Source organism: Pseudomonas sp. PB101 (genome assembly GCF_009764265.1).
In the GTDB taxonomy this organism is placed as follows: Bacteria; Pseudomonadota; Gammaproteobacteria; order Pseudomonadales; family Pseudomonadaceae; genus Aquipseudomonas.
Genome location: NZ_RWIR01000079.1, coordinates 97,971 through 116,425 on the forward strand (window position 1 = coordinate 97,971; position 18,455 = coordinate 116,425).

General features: G+C 62.6%; 20 protein-coding genes. 7 read left to right on the forward strand and 13 right to left on the reverse strand.

Annotated features, from left to right (window positions below; all coding sequences use genetic code 11):
* Positions 1-98: 98 nt before the first annotated feature.
* Complete coding sequence (locus tag EI969_RS24690; protein ID WP_160390069.1) at positions 99-479, forward strand: c-type cytochrome; 381 nt, start codon at positions 99-101, stop codon at positions 477-479.
* Here EI969_RS24690 and EI969_RS24695 read toward each other — a convergent pair whose 3' ends face one another.
* A complete protein-coding gene (locus EI969_RS24695) occupies positions 480-1,340 on the reverse strand; it encodes a LysR family transcriptional regulator (RefSeq protein WP_160390070.1) in 861 nt (286 codons plus the stop codon).
* A gap of 134 nt (positions 1,341-1,474) precedes the next feature.
* Here EI969_RS24695 and EI969_RS24700 point away from each other — a divergent pair, with 134 nt between their 5' ends.
* From EI969_RS24700 to EI969_RS24715, 4 genes are read left to right on the forward strand one after another with little or no spacing between them, the layout of a single operon-like run.
* On the forward strand, positions 1,475-2,527 hold the full coding sequence (locus EI969_RS24700) for an agmatine/peptidylarginine deiminase (protein ID WP_160390071.1): 1,053 nt from the start codon (positions 1,475-1,477) through the stop codon (positions 2,525-2,527).
* Positions 2,528-2,531: 4 nt separating this feature from the next.
* A complete protein-coding gene (gene aguB, locus EI969_RS24705) occupies positions 2,532-3,440 on the forward strand; it encodes an N-carbamoylputrescine amidase (RefSeq protein WP_160390072.1) in 909 nt (302 codons plus the stop codon).
* A 1-nt stretch (position 3,441) separates the two neighbouring features.
* The gene (locus tag EI969_RS24710; RefSeq protein WP_160390073.1) at positions 3,442-4,542 is read left to right on the forward strand and encodes an extracellular solute-binding protein; all 1,101 of its coding nucleotides are present in this window, start codon (positions 3,442-3,444) and stop codon (positions 4,540-4,542) included.
* A gap of 48 nt (positions 4,543-4,590) precedes the next feature.
* Positions 4,591-5,715, forward strand: a complete 1,125-nt coding sequence (locus EI969_RS24715) for an agmatine/peptidylarginine deiminase (protein ID WP_160390074.1) — start codon at positions 4,591-4,593, stop codon at positions 5,713-5,715.
* A 149-nt stretch (positions 5,716-5,864) separates the two neighbouring features.
* On the opposite strand, the gene EI969_RS24720 is transcribed toward EI969_RS24715, so the two are convergent.
* The 11 genes from EI969_RS24720 to EI969_RS24770 all read right to left on the reverse strand — a co-directional run bounded on the left by EI969_RS24720 (position 5,865) and on the right by EI969_RS24770 (position 16,438).
* Positions 5,865-6,293 (reverse strand): nuclear transport factor 2 family protein, encoded by a 429-nt coding sequence (locus EI969_RS24720; RefSeq protein WP_160390075.1) that lies wholly within the window; start codon positions 6,291-6,293, stop codon positions 5,865-5,867.
* On the reverse strand, positions 6,286-7,029 hold the full coding sequence (locus EI969_RS24725; protein ID WP_160390076.1) for an SGNH/GDSL hydrolase family protein: 744 nt from the start codon (positions 7,027-7,029) through the stop codon (positions 6,286-6,288). The genes EI969_RS24720 and EI969_RS24725 overlap by 8 nt, the downstream gene beginning before the upstream one ends.
* A 28-nt stretch (positions 7,030-7,057) precedes the next feature.
* A complete protein-coding gene (locus tag EI969_RS24730; RefSeq protein WP_007988375.1) occupies positions 7,058-7,258 on the reverse strand; it encodes a helix-turn-helix transcriptional regulator in 201 nt (66 codons plus the stop codon).
* Positions 7,255-7,629: a hypothetical protein gene (locus tag EI969_RS24735; protein WP_160390077.1), complete on the reverse strand. Its 375-nt coding sequence runs from the start codon at positions 7,627-7,629 to the stop codon at positions 7,255-7,257. Before EI969_RS24735 ends, EI969_RS24730 begins: the two co-directional genes overlap by 4 nt.
* A gap of 138 nt (positions 7,630-7,767) precedes the next feature.
* Positions 7,768-8,340, reverse strand: a complete 573-nt coding sequence (locus EI969_RS24740; RefSeq protein ID WP_160390078.1) for a chorismate mutase — start codon at positions 8,338-8,340, stop codon at positions 7,768-7,770.
* 81 nt (positions 8,341-8,421) lie between these two features.
* Positions 8,422-8,712, reverse strand: coding sequence for a hypothetical protein (locus EI969_RS24745; protein ID WP_160390079.1), 291 nt, complete (start codon positions 8,710-8,712; stop codon positions 8,422-8,424).
* Positions 8,713-8,912: 200 nt separating this feature from the next.
* A complete protein-coding gene (locus tag EI969_RS24750; protein WP_160390102.1) occupies positions 8,913-10,466 on the reverse strand; it encodes an amino acid permease in 1,554 nt (517 codons plus the stop codon).
* Between the two features lie 160 nt (positions 10,467-10,626).
* Complete coding sequence (locus EI969_RS24755) at positions 10,627-11,787, reverse strand: iron-containing alcohol dehydrogenase (RefSeq protein WP_160390080.1); 1,161 nt, start codon at positions 11,785-11,787, stop codon at positions 10,627-10,629.
* Between the two features lie 3 nt (positions 11,788-11,790).
* Positions 11,791-13,182: an aldehyde dehydrogenase family protein gene (locus EI969_RS24760; RefSeq protein WP_160390081.1), complete on the reverse strand. Its 1,392-nt coding sequence runs from the start codon at positions 13,180-13,182 to the stop codon at positions 11,791-11,793.
* A 7-nt stretch (positions 13,183-13,189) separates the two neighbouring features.
* Entirely contained in the window at positions 13,190-14,563 is a 1,374-nt protein-coding gene (locus EI969_RS24765; RefSeq protein ID WP_160390082.1) for a glutamine synthetase family protein, read from the reverse strand.
* Between the two features lie 285 nt (positions 14,564-14,848).
* Positions 14,849-16,438: a winged helix-turn-helix domain-containing tetratricopeptide repeat protein gene (locus EI969_RS24770; protein ID WP_160390083.1), complete on the reverse strand. Its 1,590-nt coding sequence runs from the start codon at positions 16,436-16,438 to the stop codon at positions 14,849-14,851.
* A gap of 259 nt (positions 16,439-16,697) precedes the next feature.
* On the opposite strand from EI969_RS24770, the gene EI969_RS24775 reads away from it, so the two are divergent.
* A complete protein-coding gene (locus EI969_RS24775; protein WP_160390084.1) occupies positions 16,698-17,450 on the forward strand; it encodes an SDR family oxidoreductase in 753 nt (250 codons plus the stop codon).
* A gap of 44 nt (positions 17,451-17,494) precedes the next feature.
* The gene (locus EI969_RS24780) at positions 17,495-17,908 is read left to right on the forward strand and encodes a cupin domain-containing protein (RefSeq protein WP_160390085.1); all 414 of its coding nucleotides are present in this window, start codon (positions 17,495-17,497) and stop codon (positions 17,906-17,908) included.
* 64 nt (positions 17,909-17,972) lie between these two features.
* On the opposite strand, the gene EI969_RS24785 is transcribed toward EI969_RS24780, so the two are convergent.
* Positions 17,973-18,257, reverse strand: a complete 285-nt coding sequence (locus tag EI969_RS24785; protein WP_160390086.1) for a hypothetical protein — start codon at positions 18,255-18,257, stop codon at positions 17,973-17,975.
* Positions 18,258-18,455: the final 198 nt, after the last annotated feature.

An 18,455-nucleotide genomic window follows, 5' to 3' on the forward strand; every position in this document is an offset into this window, starting at 1 on the left:
ATGAAAAAAGCCAGCACGTTCACAGCGTCATCTGCCAATTTGGGCAATCCCCATCCCGCATGTTCCAATACCCCGCATCACCCCCCTGGAATCGCAACATGAGAACCATCGCCGCACTGACCTTCGCCTCGGCCCTCCTGCTGAGCACGCCCGCCACCGCTGCAGGCGATGCCCAGGCCGGGGAGAAAGTGTTCAAGCGCCTGTGCAGCGGCTGCCACCAGATTGGCGAATCGGCCCGGGCCTTCTTCGGCCCGCAGCTCAATGGCGTGATCGGTCGCCACTCCGCCGTCACCACGGACTACGTGTATTCCGACGCGATGAAATCCGCCAACCTGGTCTGGGACCGCGACACCCTGATCGCCTATCTCGAAGCGCCAAAGAAAGTCGTCCCCGGCACCCGCATGATTTTCTGGGGCCTCAGCGATCCGGAGAAGATCGAAGACCTGTTGGCCTATCTGCAATCCTTCCCGGCGCAGTAATCAAGCAGCCGCCAGATTGTCGGCCAGCCACCCGGTGAAGGCCCGCGCCATCGGGATGTTCTCGCTGTCACGATGGGTCAGCAGCGCCCAGTTCGGACCGCGGATGGTTTGCTCCACCATCGGCTGCAACAGCCCGTTGGCTTGCGCCTGTCGACTCAGCAACTGGCTGACCAGCGCAATGCCGAGCCCCATGCAGGCCGCGTCCAGCAGTAAACCCGGATCGGAAAAATTCAGCCCCTGATCCATCTGCCCCACATCAATTCCCGACTCCACCGCCCAGTGGCTCCAGTCCATTTCCCGCTCGCCATGCAGGGTGGTGCGTTGTTCTGCCGGCAAGGCCATCAGGCTCGGGTGACACGCCGGGTAGAGGCGGTCGGCATGCAGCACCTTGAAGCTGCATTCGGCCTGGGAACTGATGTCGTCGCGCACCGCCAGGTCGATGGTCTGGCTGGCCATGTCCGGCACTTCATCGGTGCTGAAAATCCACAGGTCGACCTGCGGATGCTGGCGCCGGAAATCCCCCAGGCGCGGCAACAGCCAGTGCCGGGCAAAGGCCGGGGTGGTGTTGAGCACCAGTTGATTGGGCTTCTGGTATTGCCCCAACCGGCGAATCCCTACCGCCAGTTGCTGCAACAGCGCCTGGGTGGTGCTCAGCAGATCGTGCCCGGCATCGGTCAGGCTGACGCTGCGCCCGCTGCGATGGAACAGCGGTTGTTCCAGGTACGCCTCAAGGCTGCGGATCTGCTGGCTGATCGCCGACTGGGTGAGGTGCAACTCTTCGGCGGCCTTGTGAAAACTGCCCAGCCGGGCGGCGGCTTCGAAGCCGCGCAGGGTGCTCAGGGGCGGCCAGTGTTTGAGCATATTGATAAGCTCCTCTAATCAGTTGCCTGCAAAATCCATCGTTTGTTTGCCCGTTTTGCTAGCCGTAGCATGCATGCCAAGACCGCCAAGGGCGTTTTCATTGAACACAATGACTTAACTCAGAGGTATTTGTCATGCAGCAGAACGTTATTCAAGACAGTGGTTGGATGATGCCGGCCGAGTGGGTCACCCATGCCGCCACCTGGATGGTCTGGCCGCATAACAAGACCCTTTGGGAATCCGGCTGGCGGGTGACGCTGGCGCAGGTTCAAGAGGACTTTGCCCGCGTGGTCAACGCCATCGCCCGCTTCGAACCGGTGAAACTGGTGGTCGATCCATCAGCCGTCGCCAGCGCCAAAGCCTGGTGCGGGCCGAACGTCGAGTTGATCGAACTGGCGGTCAACGACAGCTGGTGCCGCGACTCCGGCCCGAGCTTCGTCTGCCATCCGCAGCAGGGCCTGGCCGGTGTGAGCTGGCGCTTCAATGCGTGGGGCGGCAAGTCGGCCCACGATCTGGACGAAAGCCTGGCCCGCCGTGCGCTCAACCACCTGGGCCTGGAGTGCTTCGGCACGGCGCTGAGCAACGAGGGCGGCGCCATTCATGTGGACGGCGAGGGCACGTTGATCACCACCGAATCGGTATTGCTCAACCCCAACCGCAACCCGGGCGTGACCAAGGCCGAGATCGAAGAGATCTTCACCCGCCTGCTGGGCGTGAAGAAAACCATCTGGCTGCCGGGCGATCCGGACTACGTGACCGGCGACATGACCGACGGCCACGTCGATGGCGTGTGCGCCTTCGCCCGTCCCGGCGTGCTGCTGGTGGACGCCACCCACGACAAGCAATCGGTGTACGCCGAAGTGGCCCGCGAGAACCGCCGCGCCCTGGAACTGGCCACCGATGCACAGGGCCGCAAGTTCGAGCTGATCGAGCTTTATGAGGCCAGCGATGCGGTGGACACCGAGGCCGAAGTGTTCTGCGCTTCCTACACCAATTTCTACATTGCCAATGGCGCGATCATCATGCCGGCCTATGGCATCGATGCCGACAAGGTCGCGGCCGAAGTGCTGGCGCAGGCATTCCCCGGGCGCGAAGTGGTGCCGGTGCGGATCAACCATCTGGCCCATGGCGGCGGCGGTGTGCATTGCATCACCCAGCAGCAGCCGGCCTGGCCGGTGCGGGGTTGATGCCATGACGCTGCTGACTATCGCCACCACCCAGATGCCCTGCACCTGGGACCTCAAACACAACCTCGACCAGGCTGAGCAACTGGTCCGCGAGGCCGCAGCCAAGGGCGCGCAGGTGATCCTGTTGCAGGAGCTGTTCGCCACGCCGTATTTCTGCATCGAGCAACACCACAAACACCTGGCGCTGGCCGAGGAGTATCGCGACAGCCACGTGCTCAAGCGCTTCGCCGCGCTGGCCAAGGAACTCGGCGTGGTGTTGCCGCTGAGCTGGTACGAGAAGGCCGGCAATGCCTACTTCAATTCGTTGAGCGTGGCCGACGCCGACGGGCGCCTGTTGGGCGTGTATCGCAAGACCCACATCCCCAACGCCATCGGCTACCAGGAGAAGGAATACTTCAGCCCCGGCGACAGCGGTTTCCGGGTCTGGGACACCGCGTTCGGGCGCATCGGCCTGGGCATCTGCTGGGACCAGTGGTTCCCGGAAACCGCGCGCTGCCTGGCCTTGATGGGCGCCGAAGTGCTGCTGTTCCCCACGGCCATCGGCTCGGAACCGGGCTGCGCGACCCTCGACTCGCGGGATCACTGGCAGATGACCATGCGTGGCCACGCCGCCGCCAACCTGCTGCCGGTGGTGGCGGCCAACCGTGTCGGCCGGGAAGCGGCGACCACCGATCCGACCCTGCAAATGAGCTTCTACGGTTCGTCGTTCATCTGTAATCACAAAGGCAAGTTGCTCGCCGAAGCCGACCGCGACAGCACCGGCGTGCTGGTGCACAGCCTGGACCTGGCGGCCATGCGCGAAGACCGCCTGACCTGGGGCATCTACCGCGATCGCCGTCCGGACATGTACGGCGCCTTGCTGACCCAGGACGGTCGTCAGATCCATTCACGCTGGGCAACCCAAGGGGTGTGACATGAACACGATCAACAAGCTGTGCCTGGCCATGGGCCTGGCGTTGAGCTGTGCAGTGCCTGTGCTGCACGCCGAGGAGAAAACCCTGCGGCTGTACAACTGGGCCGATTATTTTGCCGAGGACACCCTGAGCAAGTTCACGGCCGAAACCGGGATCAAGGTGATCTATGACGTCATGGACGGCAGCGAAACCCTTGAGGCAAAAATGCTCGCTGGTGGCAGCGGATACGACCTGATCTTCCCCGGTGACACCGTGGCCGAACGCCTGATGCGCGCCGGCAGCCTGCAACCGCTTGACCAGTCGAAAATCACCGCCCTGAACGACGTCGAGCCCGGTTTGCAGAAGCTGCGCTCGCACTATGAGCATTCGAGCAAAGCCACGGTGCCGTATACCTGGGGCACCATCGGCCTGACCTACAATGCCGAGCAGATCGCCCAGCGTGCGCCGGACGCGCCGGTCAACAGCCTGGACATGCTGTTCAAGCCGGAGCTGGCGGCCAAATTCGCCGACTGCGGCATCTCGATGATCGACTCGCCAGACGAAGTGTTGGCGGTGGTGCTCAATTACCTGGGTCGCGATCCACGCAGCGCCAAACCGCAAGACCTGGCGGCAGCCAGTGAGTTGCTGATGAAGATGCGGCCGTACGTTCGCAAGTTCCAGTCGCAACCGGTGACCGACCTGGTCAACGGCAACCTGTGCATGTCCCTGGGCTACAGCGGCGACATGACCCAGGCGCAGCGCACGGCCGACAGCGCCGGCAAGAAAACCACCTTCCACTACCGCATTCCTCGCGAAGGCACCACGGTGTGGATGGACACCATGGCCATTCCCGTCGACGCCCGTCACCCGGAATACGCCTACGCTTTCATCAACTTCGTGATGCGCCCGGAAAACATGGCGGCGATCAGCAACTTCACCGGCTACCCGACCTCCAACGCCAAGGCGCGGCCGGACGTCGATGCGGCGATGCGCAACAACCCGGACATCTACCTCGATGAAGCCACCTACGCGCGGCTGATTCCCGGCAAGGACATTCCCCAGGCCGACATGCGGGCACGCATGCGCACCTGGACCAAGTTCAAGACCGCTACGGTCAATTGATCACCGGTCGGCCTCAGGGTCGACCAACACCCGATTTCAGGAAAACACATGCCGACACGTCGAACATTCATCAAGCAGGCATCGGTCATCGCCGGACTGGGCGCAGTGGCGTCCATGGGACTGGGCTTTGCCTCCCTGCCGGTGCGCGCGGCCGGCAAAGAAAACTGGTACATGCCCGATGAGGGTGACAAACACCAGCGGGCCTTCATCGCCTTCGGCGCACAGGCCGCGATCTGGGAAGATTTCACCCCCCACGTGCAAGAGGCCCTTGGGCGGATCGCCCGCAGCATCGCCCAATACGAGCCGGTCACCGTGTTCTGTCGCCAGAGCGAGCGGCGCCTGGCCGAAGCCAAATGCGGCAGCCACAACACCACCTTCGTGATCACCGAGCTGGATGACATCTGGATGCGCGACACCGGCGCCAATTTTGTCGTCGATGGCAACGGCGGTCTCGGCGCAGTGGATTTCAACTTCAACGGCTGGGGCAACAAACAGCAGCATGAGGAGGATGCGCAACTGGCCGCCCAGGTCGCCGAAAACGCCAAGGCGGATTACCAGCGCAGCGAACTGGTGGGCGAGGGCGGTGCGATCGAAGTGGATGGCCATGGCACCGGGATCATGACCGAAAGCAGCTGGATCAACCGCAACCGCAACCCGGACTGGAGCAAGGCCGATGTCGAGGCCGAACTGAAAGAACGGCTGGGGCTGCGCAAAATCATCTGGCTGCCGGGGATCAAGGGCAAGGACATCACCGACGCCCATGTCGACTTCTATGCGCGCTTCGTCAAGCCCGGCGTGGTCATCGCCAACCTCGACAATGACCCCGAGTCCTACGACTACAAGGTCACTCGCGCTCATCTGCAGATCCTCGAAAACGCCATGGATGCCGATGGCCGCAAATTGCAGGTGCATACCGTGTCGCCACCGCTGAACCCGCGCAACAGCCGGTTCAGCAAGGACAACCCGGACTTCGCCGCCGGCTACATCAACTACTTCGTGATCAATGGCGCGATCATCGCCCCTGAGTTCGGCGACAAGGAAGCGGATGCCAAGGCCTTCGACCTGCTGTCCGAACTCTACCCGGACCGCGAAGTGGTGCAGCTCGACATCGACGCGATCTCCGCGGGTGGCGGCGGGATTCACTGCGTGACCAGTCATCAGCCGCTGGTTTAACGGTTTGTCCCCGATTTCAGATTAAACACAAGAACCTGTGGGAGCGGGCTTGCCCGCGATGGCGGAGTGTCAGTCAAGAGGTTGTTCATTGACCCACCGCTATCGCGAGCAAGCTCGCTCCCACAGGGATATTTGGTGAATCAGGTAAATCAGGTCTTGCTGGCTTTCAGGTAAGCCCCAAGGCGCCGCCCCATCTCCTCACCCAACGCCTGCAAGCCACTGAGCGGCCGCACCATCACTTCAAACTCGACAATCCTGCCCTGTTCGTTGAAGCGGATCATGTCGATGCCCTTGAGTTCTTTCTCGCCGACTTTGGCGCTGAATTCGAGAATCACGTTCAGGCCATCCGCCGTCGCCAGTTCGCGGTGGTAGGCAAAATCCTCGAACACGTTCATGACCGTGTTGAGGATCATCGACACCACCGGCGCCCCCGGGTACGGCGTGTGCGCCATCGGCGAACGGAAGACCGCCTGCGGATCGAGCAGGGCGGGCAGGCCGCTCAAGTCGCGGTTGCCGATCATCGTGTGCCACTGCTCCAGCGACGCGGCGACATTGGGGTTCAGGTTCAGCTCAGACATCTTCAACTCCTGTTTTTATTGTTGTGGTGCGAAAGCGTTGGTCGATGACCCTGGCGGCATCGTCGGCCCATTGCCGGTAAAGCAGCGGCCCCGGATGAAAGCCATCGCTGGCCATCAGGCCCGGTTCGGGCACCAGCGGGGTGCTCAGCATCGTACATTGATCCATTCGATCTGCCAGATCCGCCAGATGTGCGTTGAAAACACGCGCCCGGAACCCCAGAAACCAGCGCAGCGGCTGCGGCAGGGCGGGGAACAGGTGCATCGGCGGAAGGGGCGACACGACAATCTGCCGCACCGCAAACCTGTCGCACAACAGCGCCATCAAGCGCCGTTGCCGGGCGAGCCACTGATCCAGGGTGAGTGAGCTGGCGACATCGTTGACGCCGATCGACAACAGCGCCACATCGAACGGCTCCGGGGGATGCTGTTCGAGCAGCTCCAGCAACCCTTGGGAATCCAGACCGGAGCGCGCCCAGAGTTTCCACGACACCTGATAATCATCGGCCAGGCGCTCGACCAGCCGACCGCTCAGGGCTTCACCTTGAGTCGCCGCACCCACACCCGCCGCGGCGCTGTCGCCGACAATCAACAAACGCAGGACCTCGCCGCTGCCGGCATTGCCCTGGCGTTCACCTTCGGCCTCCGGCAATTTTGGCGTCATCCGCCGGGTGTACAGGCCTTGCGCAAGCAACACCGGGCCGAGGAGGATTTTGGCGAGGGTTTCCGTATGGCTCATGGGCAGTTGCCTGATTGAAAGAGGGTGATCAGCCGGCGAACTCGTCATCGAAAATGCTCTCGATAGGCAGCGCAAACGCCCGGGCAATCTGAAACGCCAAGGGCAGGCTGGGATCATAGCGGCCATTTTCGATGGCATTGATGGTCTGCCGCGAAACATTCAACAACGCCGCCAGATCGACCTGCGACCACTTGCGTTCGGCGCGCAGTTCCTTGAGCCGGTTTTTCATTGGTAGCGTCGCTTGGCAAGTCTGAGCCCGACCATCCACATCAGGCCCATCACTGGCCACACACAGACCCAGGACACGTGTGGAAAACCGACATTCTCCAGAAAACCATAAGTGAAGGTCAGCAATGCCGAAGCGGCAAAGGCAAAACCGAGCGCCTCGTACTGGATGCGCAAATGCATTTCGTCCAGCGTGCGCATATTGCGCACCACCGCCCAACACATCAGCCCCGCAGGAATCACCGGCAGCAGCGTGATGATGACCTTCAGCGCCATGGCCATCTCTTGCTGATCCTTGAGTAGGATGACCGACAAAACCAGCAATACCGAGTACAGCGCCGTCGCTGCGCCCATTTCCATGTAATAGCGTTTCATCGCATTCTCCTGATGTAAAAGACCCTTTACATAATCGCCCGGCATTTCACCGATGTAAAGGGTGTTTTACATTGCTGGACCCGCCCATGAAAAAGCCCGGCTGACCGGGCCGGGCTCTGCATCAGGATCATTTCGCTGTCATCGACCCACAACACACAGCTCCCCCGTCGCCCGAATCATCGCCTGCCCATGCAGGTAATCCTTGATCAGCGCGGAGCGTTCGGTGGCCAGCCATTGCGGGCAGTTCGGGTCTTTGCGGTAGGGCAGGAACGCGGCGTACTGCTTGAGCAGCAGGTTTTGCAGGGTGTCGAGCTTCGGCCGGATCTGGTTGTTGAGGTCCGGCCGTGGCGTATCCGGTGCCTTGTGCGCCGCTTGCCATTGCGCGAGCCGGCCGTACTGCACCAGTTTGCTGGCTTCGATCTGGGCGGCGATCAGGTTGGCAACATCATCGGGGTCGAGCTGGCGCTGGGCCGCCTGCTTGCGCGCGTTGGCGATGACTTGCGCCTCCCGGGCGTTGTCCTGGATCGGCTTGCCGCTGTCCCACTTGGTCAGCGCCACCAGCTCACTGATGTACAAACGCTCATTCATCGTCGCCAGCAGCGGTTGCAAGGCATCGGGCGCCGGGGGCGTGGTGCCGGCCTGGGCGCCGCCAGCGAACAAGCCGAGCAGGGTACAGGCCAGCCAGTGCGGCAGGCGTGGGGAACGGGGCATGGACGAAATCTCCTTGGACGCAGAAATCACTCCGGCTTGTGTATCACAAGTGCGGCCAGGGAACGATAGGTTGCGAAGGATTCAGGCGAGCAGCCGTTCAATCTGCGCCAGTTCCCAGGTGCTGAGCAAACTCACCGGATCGGTGCCGAAGCGTTGCCCGCTGTCGAACGCATACTCGCGGCCATCGGGGCATTGGCCGCGCAGACAGTGGCGCAAGTGGCCGGCGTCGACCTCGAGCGTCAGGCGCCAGCCGTCGATGTCGACCTGGACATGACCGGACTCGCTGGCGCCGTCGACTCGCTTGAAGGTGCGAATGCCCTGGGCGATGTCGCGCAACTGCTGGTAAACCTCGCGGGCGGTGAGGGCGGGCACAGGTGTCTCCGGGGTGAAATCGGGGAGGCACAGGATAATTCATCAGCGTGCAAAAAAACCCGACTGATCAGCGCCGGGACACTGTAGGAGCGAGCCTGCTCGCGATGGACGTTAACGATAACGCGTGTTTAATGGCTAAACGCGGCGCTCTTAAGTCCATCGCGAGCAAGCTCGCTCCTACAGGTTACCCATTGCTTGCTCTATTTTCGGTTCAACGCCTCTTCCGCCGCGGCGATTTCAGCCTGGCGCCTGACGATCATGTCGCCCACCGGCGGCCCCTGGAAGCGCCGGGCTTCAAAGCCGAACCAGACGATGGCCGTCAGGACCAGGAAGCCGATGGTGATGTACAACGCCCAATCGTTCGGTGGCTGGATGCCGATGACGAAGATGATGATCATCGACAGGATCGAGAGCACGGCGAACACCGAGTACCAGAAGCGTCCCAGGTTCCACGGCCCCATGGTCGGCCACTTCGACGTCCCATAGGTGAACAGGCCGAGCACGATGGGGATGGCGAAGGAGAAGAACAGGAAGATCACCGTGCAGGACACCACGATCGTGTAGACCGGCGTTGCCCCGACCGAGATCACCGACGAGCCCCAGTCGAACAGGACGGCCAGGGTGGCACCGGTCCAGATGGCCGCCACCGGGCTGCGGAAGGTCGGCGAGACCGAGGACAGGGCTTTGGAGCAGGGCAGGCCGCCGTCCCGGGAGAAGGCGAAGATCATTCGCGAAACCGAGGTGACGGTGGCCAGGCCGCAGAGCACCTGCGAGATGAAAATGGCCACATAGAGCACCAGTTTCAAGGTCGGGTTGACTTGGGTGTTCATCGCCCAGAAAAACACGTTCCAGCCTTGCTTGGCCGCCTCGTCCATGCTCGGCAGCATCAACACGAACGCGCTGAGCATCAGCCAGCCGAACAGCAACGACCAGACCACCGACATGACCATGCCGCGCGGCACCGACATGGCCGCGTTGCGGGTTTCCTCGGAGGTATGCGCAGAGGCGTCATAGCCGGTGATGGTGTAGATCGGCAACAGCAGGCCGAGCATGAAGATCCAGCCGTTGGAGACCTGCGGCCAGACGCTGCCGCCCGCCTCGCCGGAATAGTTGCTGAAGGTCCACAACCGTGCGAACTCATAGCTCGGTGCCGACATCAGGCAGACGATGGTCAGGGCCAGCGCCGTGGCGAAGATCAGGTAGCCGGAGAAGTCGGTGAGTTTGGCGGTCAGACCGATGCCCAGGTGGTTACACAAGGCCTGCACGCCGGTGAGGATCGCCAGGAAAATCACCCGCACCGTGGTCGTGTCCTCCATGCCCAGTGCCGGTCCGAAGGCGCCGAAAAAGAAGTAATAGGTGCCGACGTTGATCGCGCCCAGCACCGTGACCAGCCCCAGCAGGTTGAACCAAGCGGTCAGCCACCCAGTGAAGCGGTTGCCCAGGATCGAGCCCCAGTGGTACAGGCCGCCGGCGGTGGGGTAGGCCGAGGAGATCTGCGCCATGGCCATGGCGAATACCCCGGAGATCAGGCAGCCGATCGGCCAGCCGATCCCGATGGATGCACCCCCCGCGCCCGAGGTGCCCTGGGCCAGCGAGTTGATGCCACCGGAGAGGATGCAGATGATTGAAAAGGAAATGGCAAAGTTGGAGAAAACTCCCATGCGTCGCGAGAGTTGCTGGGCATAGCCCATGCTATGCAGCACCTTGACGTCATCGTCGTGCGTTTCGGTGCCCGGCTGGCTTGCTGGGTTCATCATGTGTACCCCTTCGGTTTTTGGACAGGTCGAACTGAGCCGCCGTAGGCTCGACCTTGGGTTTCTGTGGGGGCGAACCTGCTTGCGATGGACTTGAGGATGGCGCGGGGTGTCAGGTTGCCCGTGTCATCGCTGACGTTCATCGCGAGCAGGCTCGCTCCTACAGACGGCCGTGAAACGCCGCATCGAAAATCTTTGCCACGCCGTCCCGGGTCAGGGGTAGCGGGTTGCCGCCGGCGGAGGGGTCGACGACCGCCATGTCTGTCACCAGGTCGGCCTGTTTATCGTCCACTCCCAACTCGAACAGGGTGTGCGGCACGGCGATGTCCTTGCGCAGCTTGAGGACGAAGGCCAGGAAACTGTCGAAGCCGGGTGACGGCAGGCGCAGGTATGCTGCCAGGCGAGTGATGCGCTCCTCGATGGCCGAGCGGTTGAACTGCAGGACGTAGGGCATCAGGGTGGCATTGGTCATGCCGTGATGGGTGTCGTACAGCGCGCCAATCGGATGGGCGAGCGCATGCATCCCGCCCAGGCCCTTCTGGAAGGCCGTGGCGCCCATCGCCGCCGCCGCGAGCATTTGCGCGCGCGCCTCGAGGTCCGATGGCGTGTGTACCGCCTTCACCAGAGCATTGGCGACCAGGCGCATGCCTTCCACGGCAATGCCGTCGGCCAGGGGGTGAAAGCCGGGGGCGCAGTACGCTTCCAGGCAATGGGATAACGCGTCCATGCCGGTGCCGGCGGTGATTTTCGCCGGCATGCCGACGGTGAGGGCGGGGTCGCTGATCACCACGCGCGGCATCATTTTCGGGTGGAAGATGATGCGCTTGGTGTGGGTGCGCTCGTCGATGATCACCGCCGCACGACCGACTTCCGAGCCCGTCCCGGCGGTGGTCGGCACGGCAATGACCGGGGCGATGCGGCTGTCGTCGGCGCGGGTCCAGTAGTCGCCGATGTCCTCGAAGTCCCAGACCGGGCGGGTCTGGCCGCTCATGAAGGCAATCAGCTTGCCCATGTCCAGGCCACTGCCGCCGCCGAACGCGATCACGCCATCGTGCTTGCCGGCGCGCCAGGCGTCGAGCCCGCCGGCCAGGTTGGCTTCCACCGGATTGGGCTTGAGGTCACAGAACAATTCGACGCCAAGACCGGCGGCGCGCAGTGCGTCGAGTGCCGCCGTGGTGATCGGCGCGCGTGCCAGGCCGCTGTCGGTCACCAGCAATGGCCGCTCGATACCTTGGCTGCGACAGGCGTCGGCCAGCTCGGCGATGCGCCCGACACCGAAACGAACGCTCGTGGGGTAGTTCCAGTTTCCTGTCAGGTTCATGGTCTACACCTCGTGACGCAGATGAAAGGATTTGGCCCGGGTCAGGTGCTCGTAGCCCAACGGCGACAGGGTGACGCCGCGCCCGCTGTTTTTCACGCCGGTCCAGGCCAGTGCCGGGTCGAGGTAATCGCAGCGGTTCATGAACAGCGTGCCGGTGGCGATCTCGTTGCCCAGGCGTTCGGCCGCGGCGAGGTCTTGGGTCCAGATGGACGCGCTGAGCCCGAACTCGCTGTCGTTCATCAAGGCGATGGCTTCTTCATCGCTGGCCACCGGCATGATGCCGACCACCGGGCCAAAGCTTTCGTCGCGCATGACCGACATCTGATGGTTCACGTCCACCAGCACTTGCGGCGCAAGATAAGCACTGCCCGGTACGTCGGCGGCAAATGCCTGCGCATCGATCAGCGCCGTCGCGCCCTGGGCCAGCGCTTCGGCGATCTGGCCACGCACGAAGAAGGCGGCGCCCGGTGTCACCAGCGGACCGAGGGTGGTGGCTTCGTCCAGCGGGTTGCCCAGCACGTACTGGCGGGTCAGTTCGGCGAAGCGCTCGACAAACGCCGGGAAGATTTTCTGGTCGACGTAGAGGCGTTCCACGGCGCAGCAACTCTGTCCGGAATTGAAGAAACTGCCGTCCACCAGATTTTCCACCGCATATTCAAGGTTGGCGTCTGCTCGGACATAGGCCGGGTCTTTGCCGCCGAGTTCCAGGCCCATGCCGAGAAATTGCCCGCTGGCGGCGCTTTCCAGGACTTTGCCAGCCTCCACGGAACCGGTGAAATTCACTTGCTGCACGCGCCCGCCAGCAATGAGCGCCCCGGTCGACACATGGTTGAGCAGCAGATTCTGGAACAGCCCTTCGGGCAGTTTTGCGCGACGCATGGCCTCGGCGAAACGCTCGCCCACCAGCAGGGTTTGCGACGCGTGCTTGAGGATCACGCTGTTGCCGGCCATCAGCGCCGGGATGATGGTGTTCACCGCCGTCAGATAGGGGTAGTTCCACGGAGCGACCACCAGCACCGTGCCCAGCGGTTCGCGTTTGATATAGCGCCGAAAGCCCGCCTTGGGCTCCGGCTCTATAGCGGCCAGGGCCTGCGGTGCGATGGCGATCATGTGCCGGGCGCGTTCGGCAAAACCGCGCAGTTCACCGGCGCCATAACGCACCGGGCGGCCCATCTGCCAGGCCAGCTCCGGCACGATGTCGGCCTGCATCGACAGCATCGCGTCCACCGCGGCAGTGCAAAACGCCGCGCGTTCGCTCAGCGGGCGGCGTTGCCATGACGCCTGTGCAGTAGCAGCGGCCGCCAGTGCCTGCTCGACCTGTGCGGCGTCGGCCACCTCGCGTTCGGCGTACACCCGGCCGTCGACCGGGGAGATGAGCTGAATCTTCTCTGTCATGGTCGTCTCAATAGCGCTCGAAACCACGCTGCAATTCCCAGTCGGTGATTCGCCGGTCGTACTCCTTCTGCTCCCACTCGGCGGTGTGCACGTAATGGTCGACCACCTCATCGCCGAACGCCTCGCGCAACATGGCGGAGGCCTTGAGTGCGGCGCTCGCGTCGCGCAGGGTCTTGGACACTTCCGGCAGATGCTCATCCTGGTAGGCGTCACCCTCGAACGGCGGCACGAGGTCGAGTTTTTCGTCGACACCGGCCAGGCCCGCCGCGATCAGCGCAGCGAAGGCCAGATAGGGATTGAGGTCGGCACCGCCGATGCGGCATTCGATGCGGATCGCCTTGCTGCCTTCGGCACACAGGCGAAAGCCGGCGGTGCGATTGTCGCGGCTCCAGACCGCCCGGGTCGGGGCAAATGTGCCGGCCTGGAAGCGCTTGTAGGAGTTGATATAGGGCGCGAGAAAACAGGTGATGTCGTTGGCGTACTTGAGCTGCCCGGCCACCCAGGCACGCATCAGTTTCGACATGCCGAACTCGGCTTTCGCGTCGAAGAACAGCGGCTTCCTGGCGTTCTTGTCCCACAGCGAATTATGGATGTGACTGCTGGAACCGGCGGCGTCGTAGCGCCACTTGGCCATGAAGGTGATCGCCTTGCCCTGCAACTGCGCGATCTCCTTGCAGGCGTGCTTGATGATGACGTGGTGGTCGGCCATGGTCATGGCGTCGGCGTAGCGGATGTTGATCTCTTCCTGGCCGGGGCCCCACTCACCCTTGGAGTTTTCCACGGGAATGCCCGAGGCCTGCAAGTGCTTGCGGATCGCCCGCAGCACCGGCTCTTCGCGGGTGGTCTGGAGGATGTTGTAGTCCTCGATGTAATGGCCGGCGGTTTTCGGTTTGTGATAGTTGCGCTTGTGGATCGCCTCGTAAGTCTCATCGAACAGATAGAACTCGAGCTCCGAGGCGAACATGCCGGTATAGCCGCGTTCACGTAGACGCTCGACCTGCTTTTTCAGGATCGCCCGAGGGCTGTGGGGCAGGTCCTGGCGATGGTGATGATCGAGCACGTCGCACAGCACCAGCGCCGTGCATTCAAGCCAGGGCACGCGCCGCAGGGTGGACATGTCGGGCTTGAGCACGAAATCGCCGTAGCCCTTGCTCCAGCTGGCCGCCGCGTAACCCGGCACCGGCTCCATGTCGATGTCGTCGGCCAGCAGGTAGTTGCAGCAGTGGGTTTCTTCATGGCCGCTGTCGATGAAAAACTCGACCTGGAAGCGCTTGCCGACCAGGCGTCCCTGCATGTCGACCATGCAGACCAGTACGGTATCGATTTCGCCGGCAGCCGCGGCGCGTTTGAGTGCATCAAAACTGAGGAGGGGCTCGGTCATCACGTCAATCCTGCGTGAAAGGTTTGGGCCAGTCTGAGATCGCTGTTGCAGACGCTCTCCAGAAACACCCAAAACCTAAAGAACCGAGCATCATGAGCAACGAGTTGCTCAAAGCTTAGCCTACAGTTGCAATGTGTGATTTTTGCCAGGTGAATGCCAACGCACGACCTGGTTCCTGTAGGAGCGAGCTTGCTCGCGATGAACGCAAGAGCACCGAGTTAAGCCAGTCATCACGCGTAATCGTTAGCGACCATCGCGAGCAAGCTCGCTCCTACAGGGTCGCCTTTACTCCGGCAAACCTGCCAGTCGCAGTCCATCGACGAAGCGGGCGAAATCCTCGGGCCGTTGAATCGGCAGCCAGTCCTTGAGTGTGCCCAGGCGCAAGGAGGGATCGATTTTTTGCAGGCGCTGCATCGCCACATCCGCTTTATCCATTCGATCGCCGAGCGCATGACTGGCCGCCACCAGCGCCGCCGCGACCAGCAGGCTCGGCAGGTTGCCCAAGGCCTTTTCCGCCCAGTCCGCAGCGGCATCGAAGTGCCCGGCGAAGAAGTGCGCGAGCGCCATCCCGACCTGCATCCTGAACATTTCCGGATCCAGCGGACTCAGGCGCACGGCATGGTTCAAATTCTCGATGGCGGCGTCCGTTTCACCGTGCAAGGCCCGCAGGATACCGCCGAGAAACCAGGCAGGGGCCAGGTTGGGGTTGAGCAGGCGCGCGCGGTCCAGCAGCGCGATGCCGGCGTCGACTTCGCCAGCGAGATGAGCCAGCGCATGCCCGCCGCGGGTCAGGGCGACCGCATCATCGCGACCAAGGGTCACCGCCAGGCGCGCCAGCCGTATGCCCTCGGTGATTTCCGCAGGCCGATCGGTCATCCAGCCATTGAGCTTGCGCCAGAAGTGGCACCAGGCGGCCATGCCGTAGGCCGAGGCAAACTCCGGATCGAGTTCGATGGCCTGGTAGAACATCGGCAGCGCCTGCTCGATGGCTTCCCGGGTGCCGCGGTGCAATTTGGCCATGGCGCGCAGGTAATAGTCGTAGGCGTCCAGGCTTTCCGTCGGCTTGCGCTTGGCGCGTTCGATTTCTGCCCGTTCCAGTTGTGGCGCAATGGCGCCGACGACGCTTTCGGTGACTTGGTCTTGCAGTTCGAAGATATCGTCGAGCAAGCCTTCGAAGCGCTCCGCCCAGAGGTGCGTCCCGCTCGTCGCGTCGATCAGTTGCCCGGTAATGCGCACCTTGTTCCCACACTTGCGCACGCTGCCTTCGAGTACGTAGCGCACGCCCAGCTCCAGGCCAACGCCTTGGGCGTCGACCGCCTGACCCTTGTAGGTGAAGCTCGAATTGCGCGCGATGACGAACAGCCAGCGGATACGCGACAGGGCGGCGATGATGTCCTCCACGACGCCATCGGCGAAGTATTCCTGCTCCGGGTCGCCGCTCAGGTTCTGGAACGGCAGGACGGTGATCGAGGGTTTGTCCGGCAGCGCCAGCGGGGAGGAGGGTGTTGGCTTCGGGGCAGCGGTTGCGCGTTCGTCGAGGTCAGGCTGTCGCGTTTCCCCGCTCGAGTCGCCGTTGATCCGGCCGACGAAGCGGTAGCCCTTGCGGGCGACAGTGCGCACCAGGCGCTGCTCCTCACCGCTATCACCGATGGCCTTGCGCACTGCATTGATGTGGCTGGTGATCGTCGATTCCGAAACGATCCGGCCACCCCATACCGCCTTGAGCAATTCGTCTTTGCCGACGACGCGATCGGGGTTGTTGACGAACAGCAGCAACAGGTCGAAGACCTGCGGTCCGACGGCCACGACCTGCCCGCGCAGGGTCAGCTCCCGGCGCTCCCGATCGAGCACGTAGTCTTCAAACGCGAATGGCAAGTTGGGCATCCCCTGGCGAAGCGCCTTCAACTCCGTGTTCCAGGCGGCTGGCGGTTGGTAGCAGGGGAAGATGATAAGGCAGCTCGACATCCGCTGCACAGTCTGCGGCAAGGGCGGTTGGAGGAACCTCAGTCGCCTTGGACAAAAATCCAAGCGTTCGCCAAGGCAAACCCAAGCCCGGCGCAAGGACTTGCCGGGTGTGCGCAGGCAATCTCTCTACACCGACGCAATGGTTGCAGTCGACAAGTGGAGAACAGTCATGAAGATCGTCGTCATCGGAGGCTCCGGCCTCATCGGATCGAAACTTGTGAACACCCTGCGCGAGCGCGGCCATGACGCATTCGCCGCCAGCCCCAGCACTGGCGTGAACAGCATCACCCGCGAAGGCCTGGCCGAAGCGATGGATGGCGCTGACGTGGTGGTCGACGTGGCGAACGCGCCATCGTGGGAGGACCAGGCCGTCCTCGATTTCTTTGAAACTTCGAGCCGTAACCTGCTGGCCGCTGAAGCCGCCGCCGGTGTCCGGCATCACGTTGCCCTGTCGATTGTCGGCAGCGAACGGCTTCCCGAAAACGGCTATTTCCGCGCCAAGGTCGCGCAGGAAGCCCTGATCAAGGCATCCAGCGTTCCCTACACCATTGTGCGTGCCACGCAGTTCTCCGAGTTCGCCGGCGGCATTGTCCAGTCGTTCGCCGTTGGCGAGGAAATTCATGCTTCGCCGGCGCTGATCCAGCCGATAGCGTCCGACGACGTCGTAGCGGCGCTGGCCGATGTCGTGCTGGCAGCGCCGGTCAATGGCACGGTTGAAGTCGGTGGCCCGGAAACCCTGCCGATCGACGAACTGGTCAGGCGCTATCTGCGAGCGACCCGGGACAGCCGCAAGGTCGTGCCGGATGTGCATGCCCGTTACTTCGGCTCGGTGCTCGACGATCAATCGCTGGTCACCGGCAAGAACGCACGCCTGGGCGCGATCCGCTTCGACGACTGGCTGGCCCGGTCGACGCCGCAGTAACCGATCGCACGCGCACATTTCCCTACGCATCCAGGAGAAGTCCCATGATTACCCGATTGCTAATGGCTGCAATCTTCGCAGCACTCTCGATCAGCGCAGCATCGGCCGCCGAGCCGCCCCCCGGCAAGGTGACGGTGGTGTTCGACCGCCCGATTCCCAACATCCCCGGCAAGAGCATGAGGGGCGTGGTCGTCGAGTATGGGCCGGGTGCCGCATCACCGGCCCATACCCATCCGAAAACGGCCTTCATCTATGCAACGGTGTTGGAGGGTTCGTTTCGCATCAAAGTCAAAGGCGAGCCGGAAAAGATCTACACCGTCGGGGAAAACTTCGTAGAGGAGCCGGGTTCCGTGCACCTGGTCAGCGCCAACGCCAGCGACACCCAACCGGCACGCCTGTTGGCGGTGTTCGTCCTCGACACCGAGGAAAAGGTGCTGGTGACACCGATCAAACACTGAGCCACGAAAAAGCCCGGCTGTTGAGGCCGGGCTTTTTGTTGAGTCCTGCGGTACAGCACTGCATTCAGACAGCGCGGCTTTCGATCAGACGGTCGGAACCGCCTTCGGCTACGCGGTTCTGCAGGAGCTTGTCGGAACCGCCTTCAGCGACGCGGTTTTGCAGGAGTTTGTCGGAACCGCCTTCGGCTACGCGGTTCTGCAGCAGTTTGTCGGAACCACCCTCGGCCACACGGCTTTCAATCAGACGATCCGAGCCGCCTTCAGCGACCACAGGTTGAGCAGAGGTAGCGGCGAAAGCGTTAACTGCGAAAACCGAGAAAGCGATGCTGAGGAGGGTCTGGCGTTTCATGATGGTGTGCTCCGGGGTGCTTATGGGTTGGTATGGAGCTGATGTTACGCCGGGGAATTTTTAAGAGAACTTCATTGAAATGATGGTGACTATCGATGCAGTCAATGGATCGCATATCCCTGTGGGAGCGAGCTTGCTCGCGATGGCAGTTTCACATTCAACATATGTGTCGATTGACACACAGCTATCGCGAGCAAG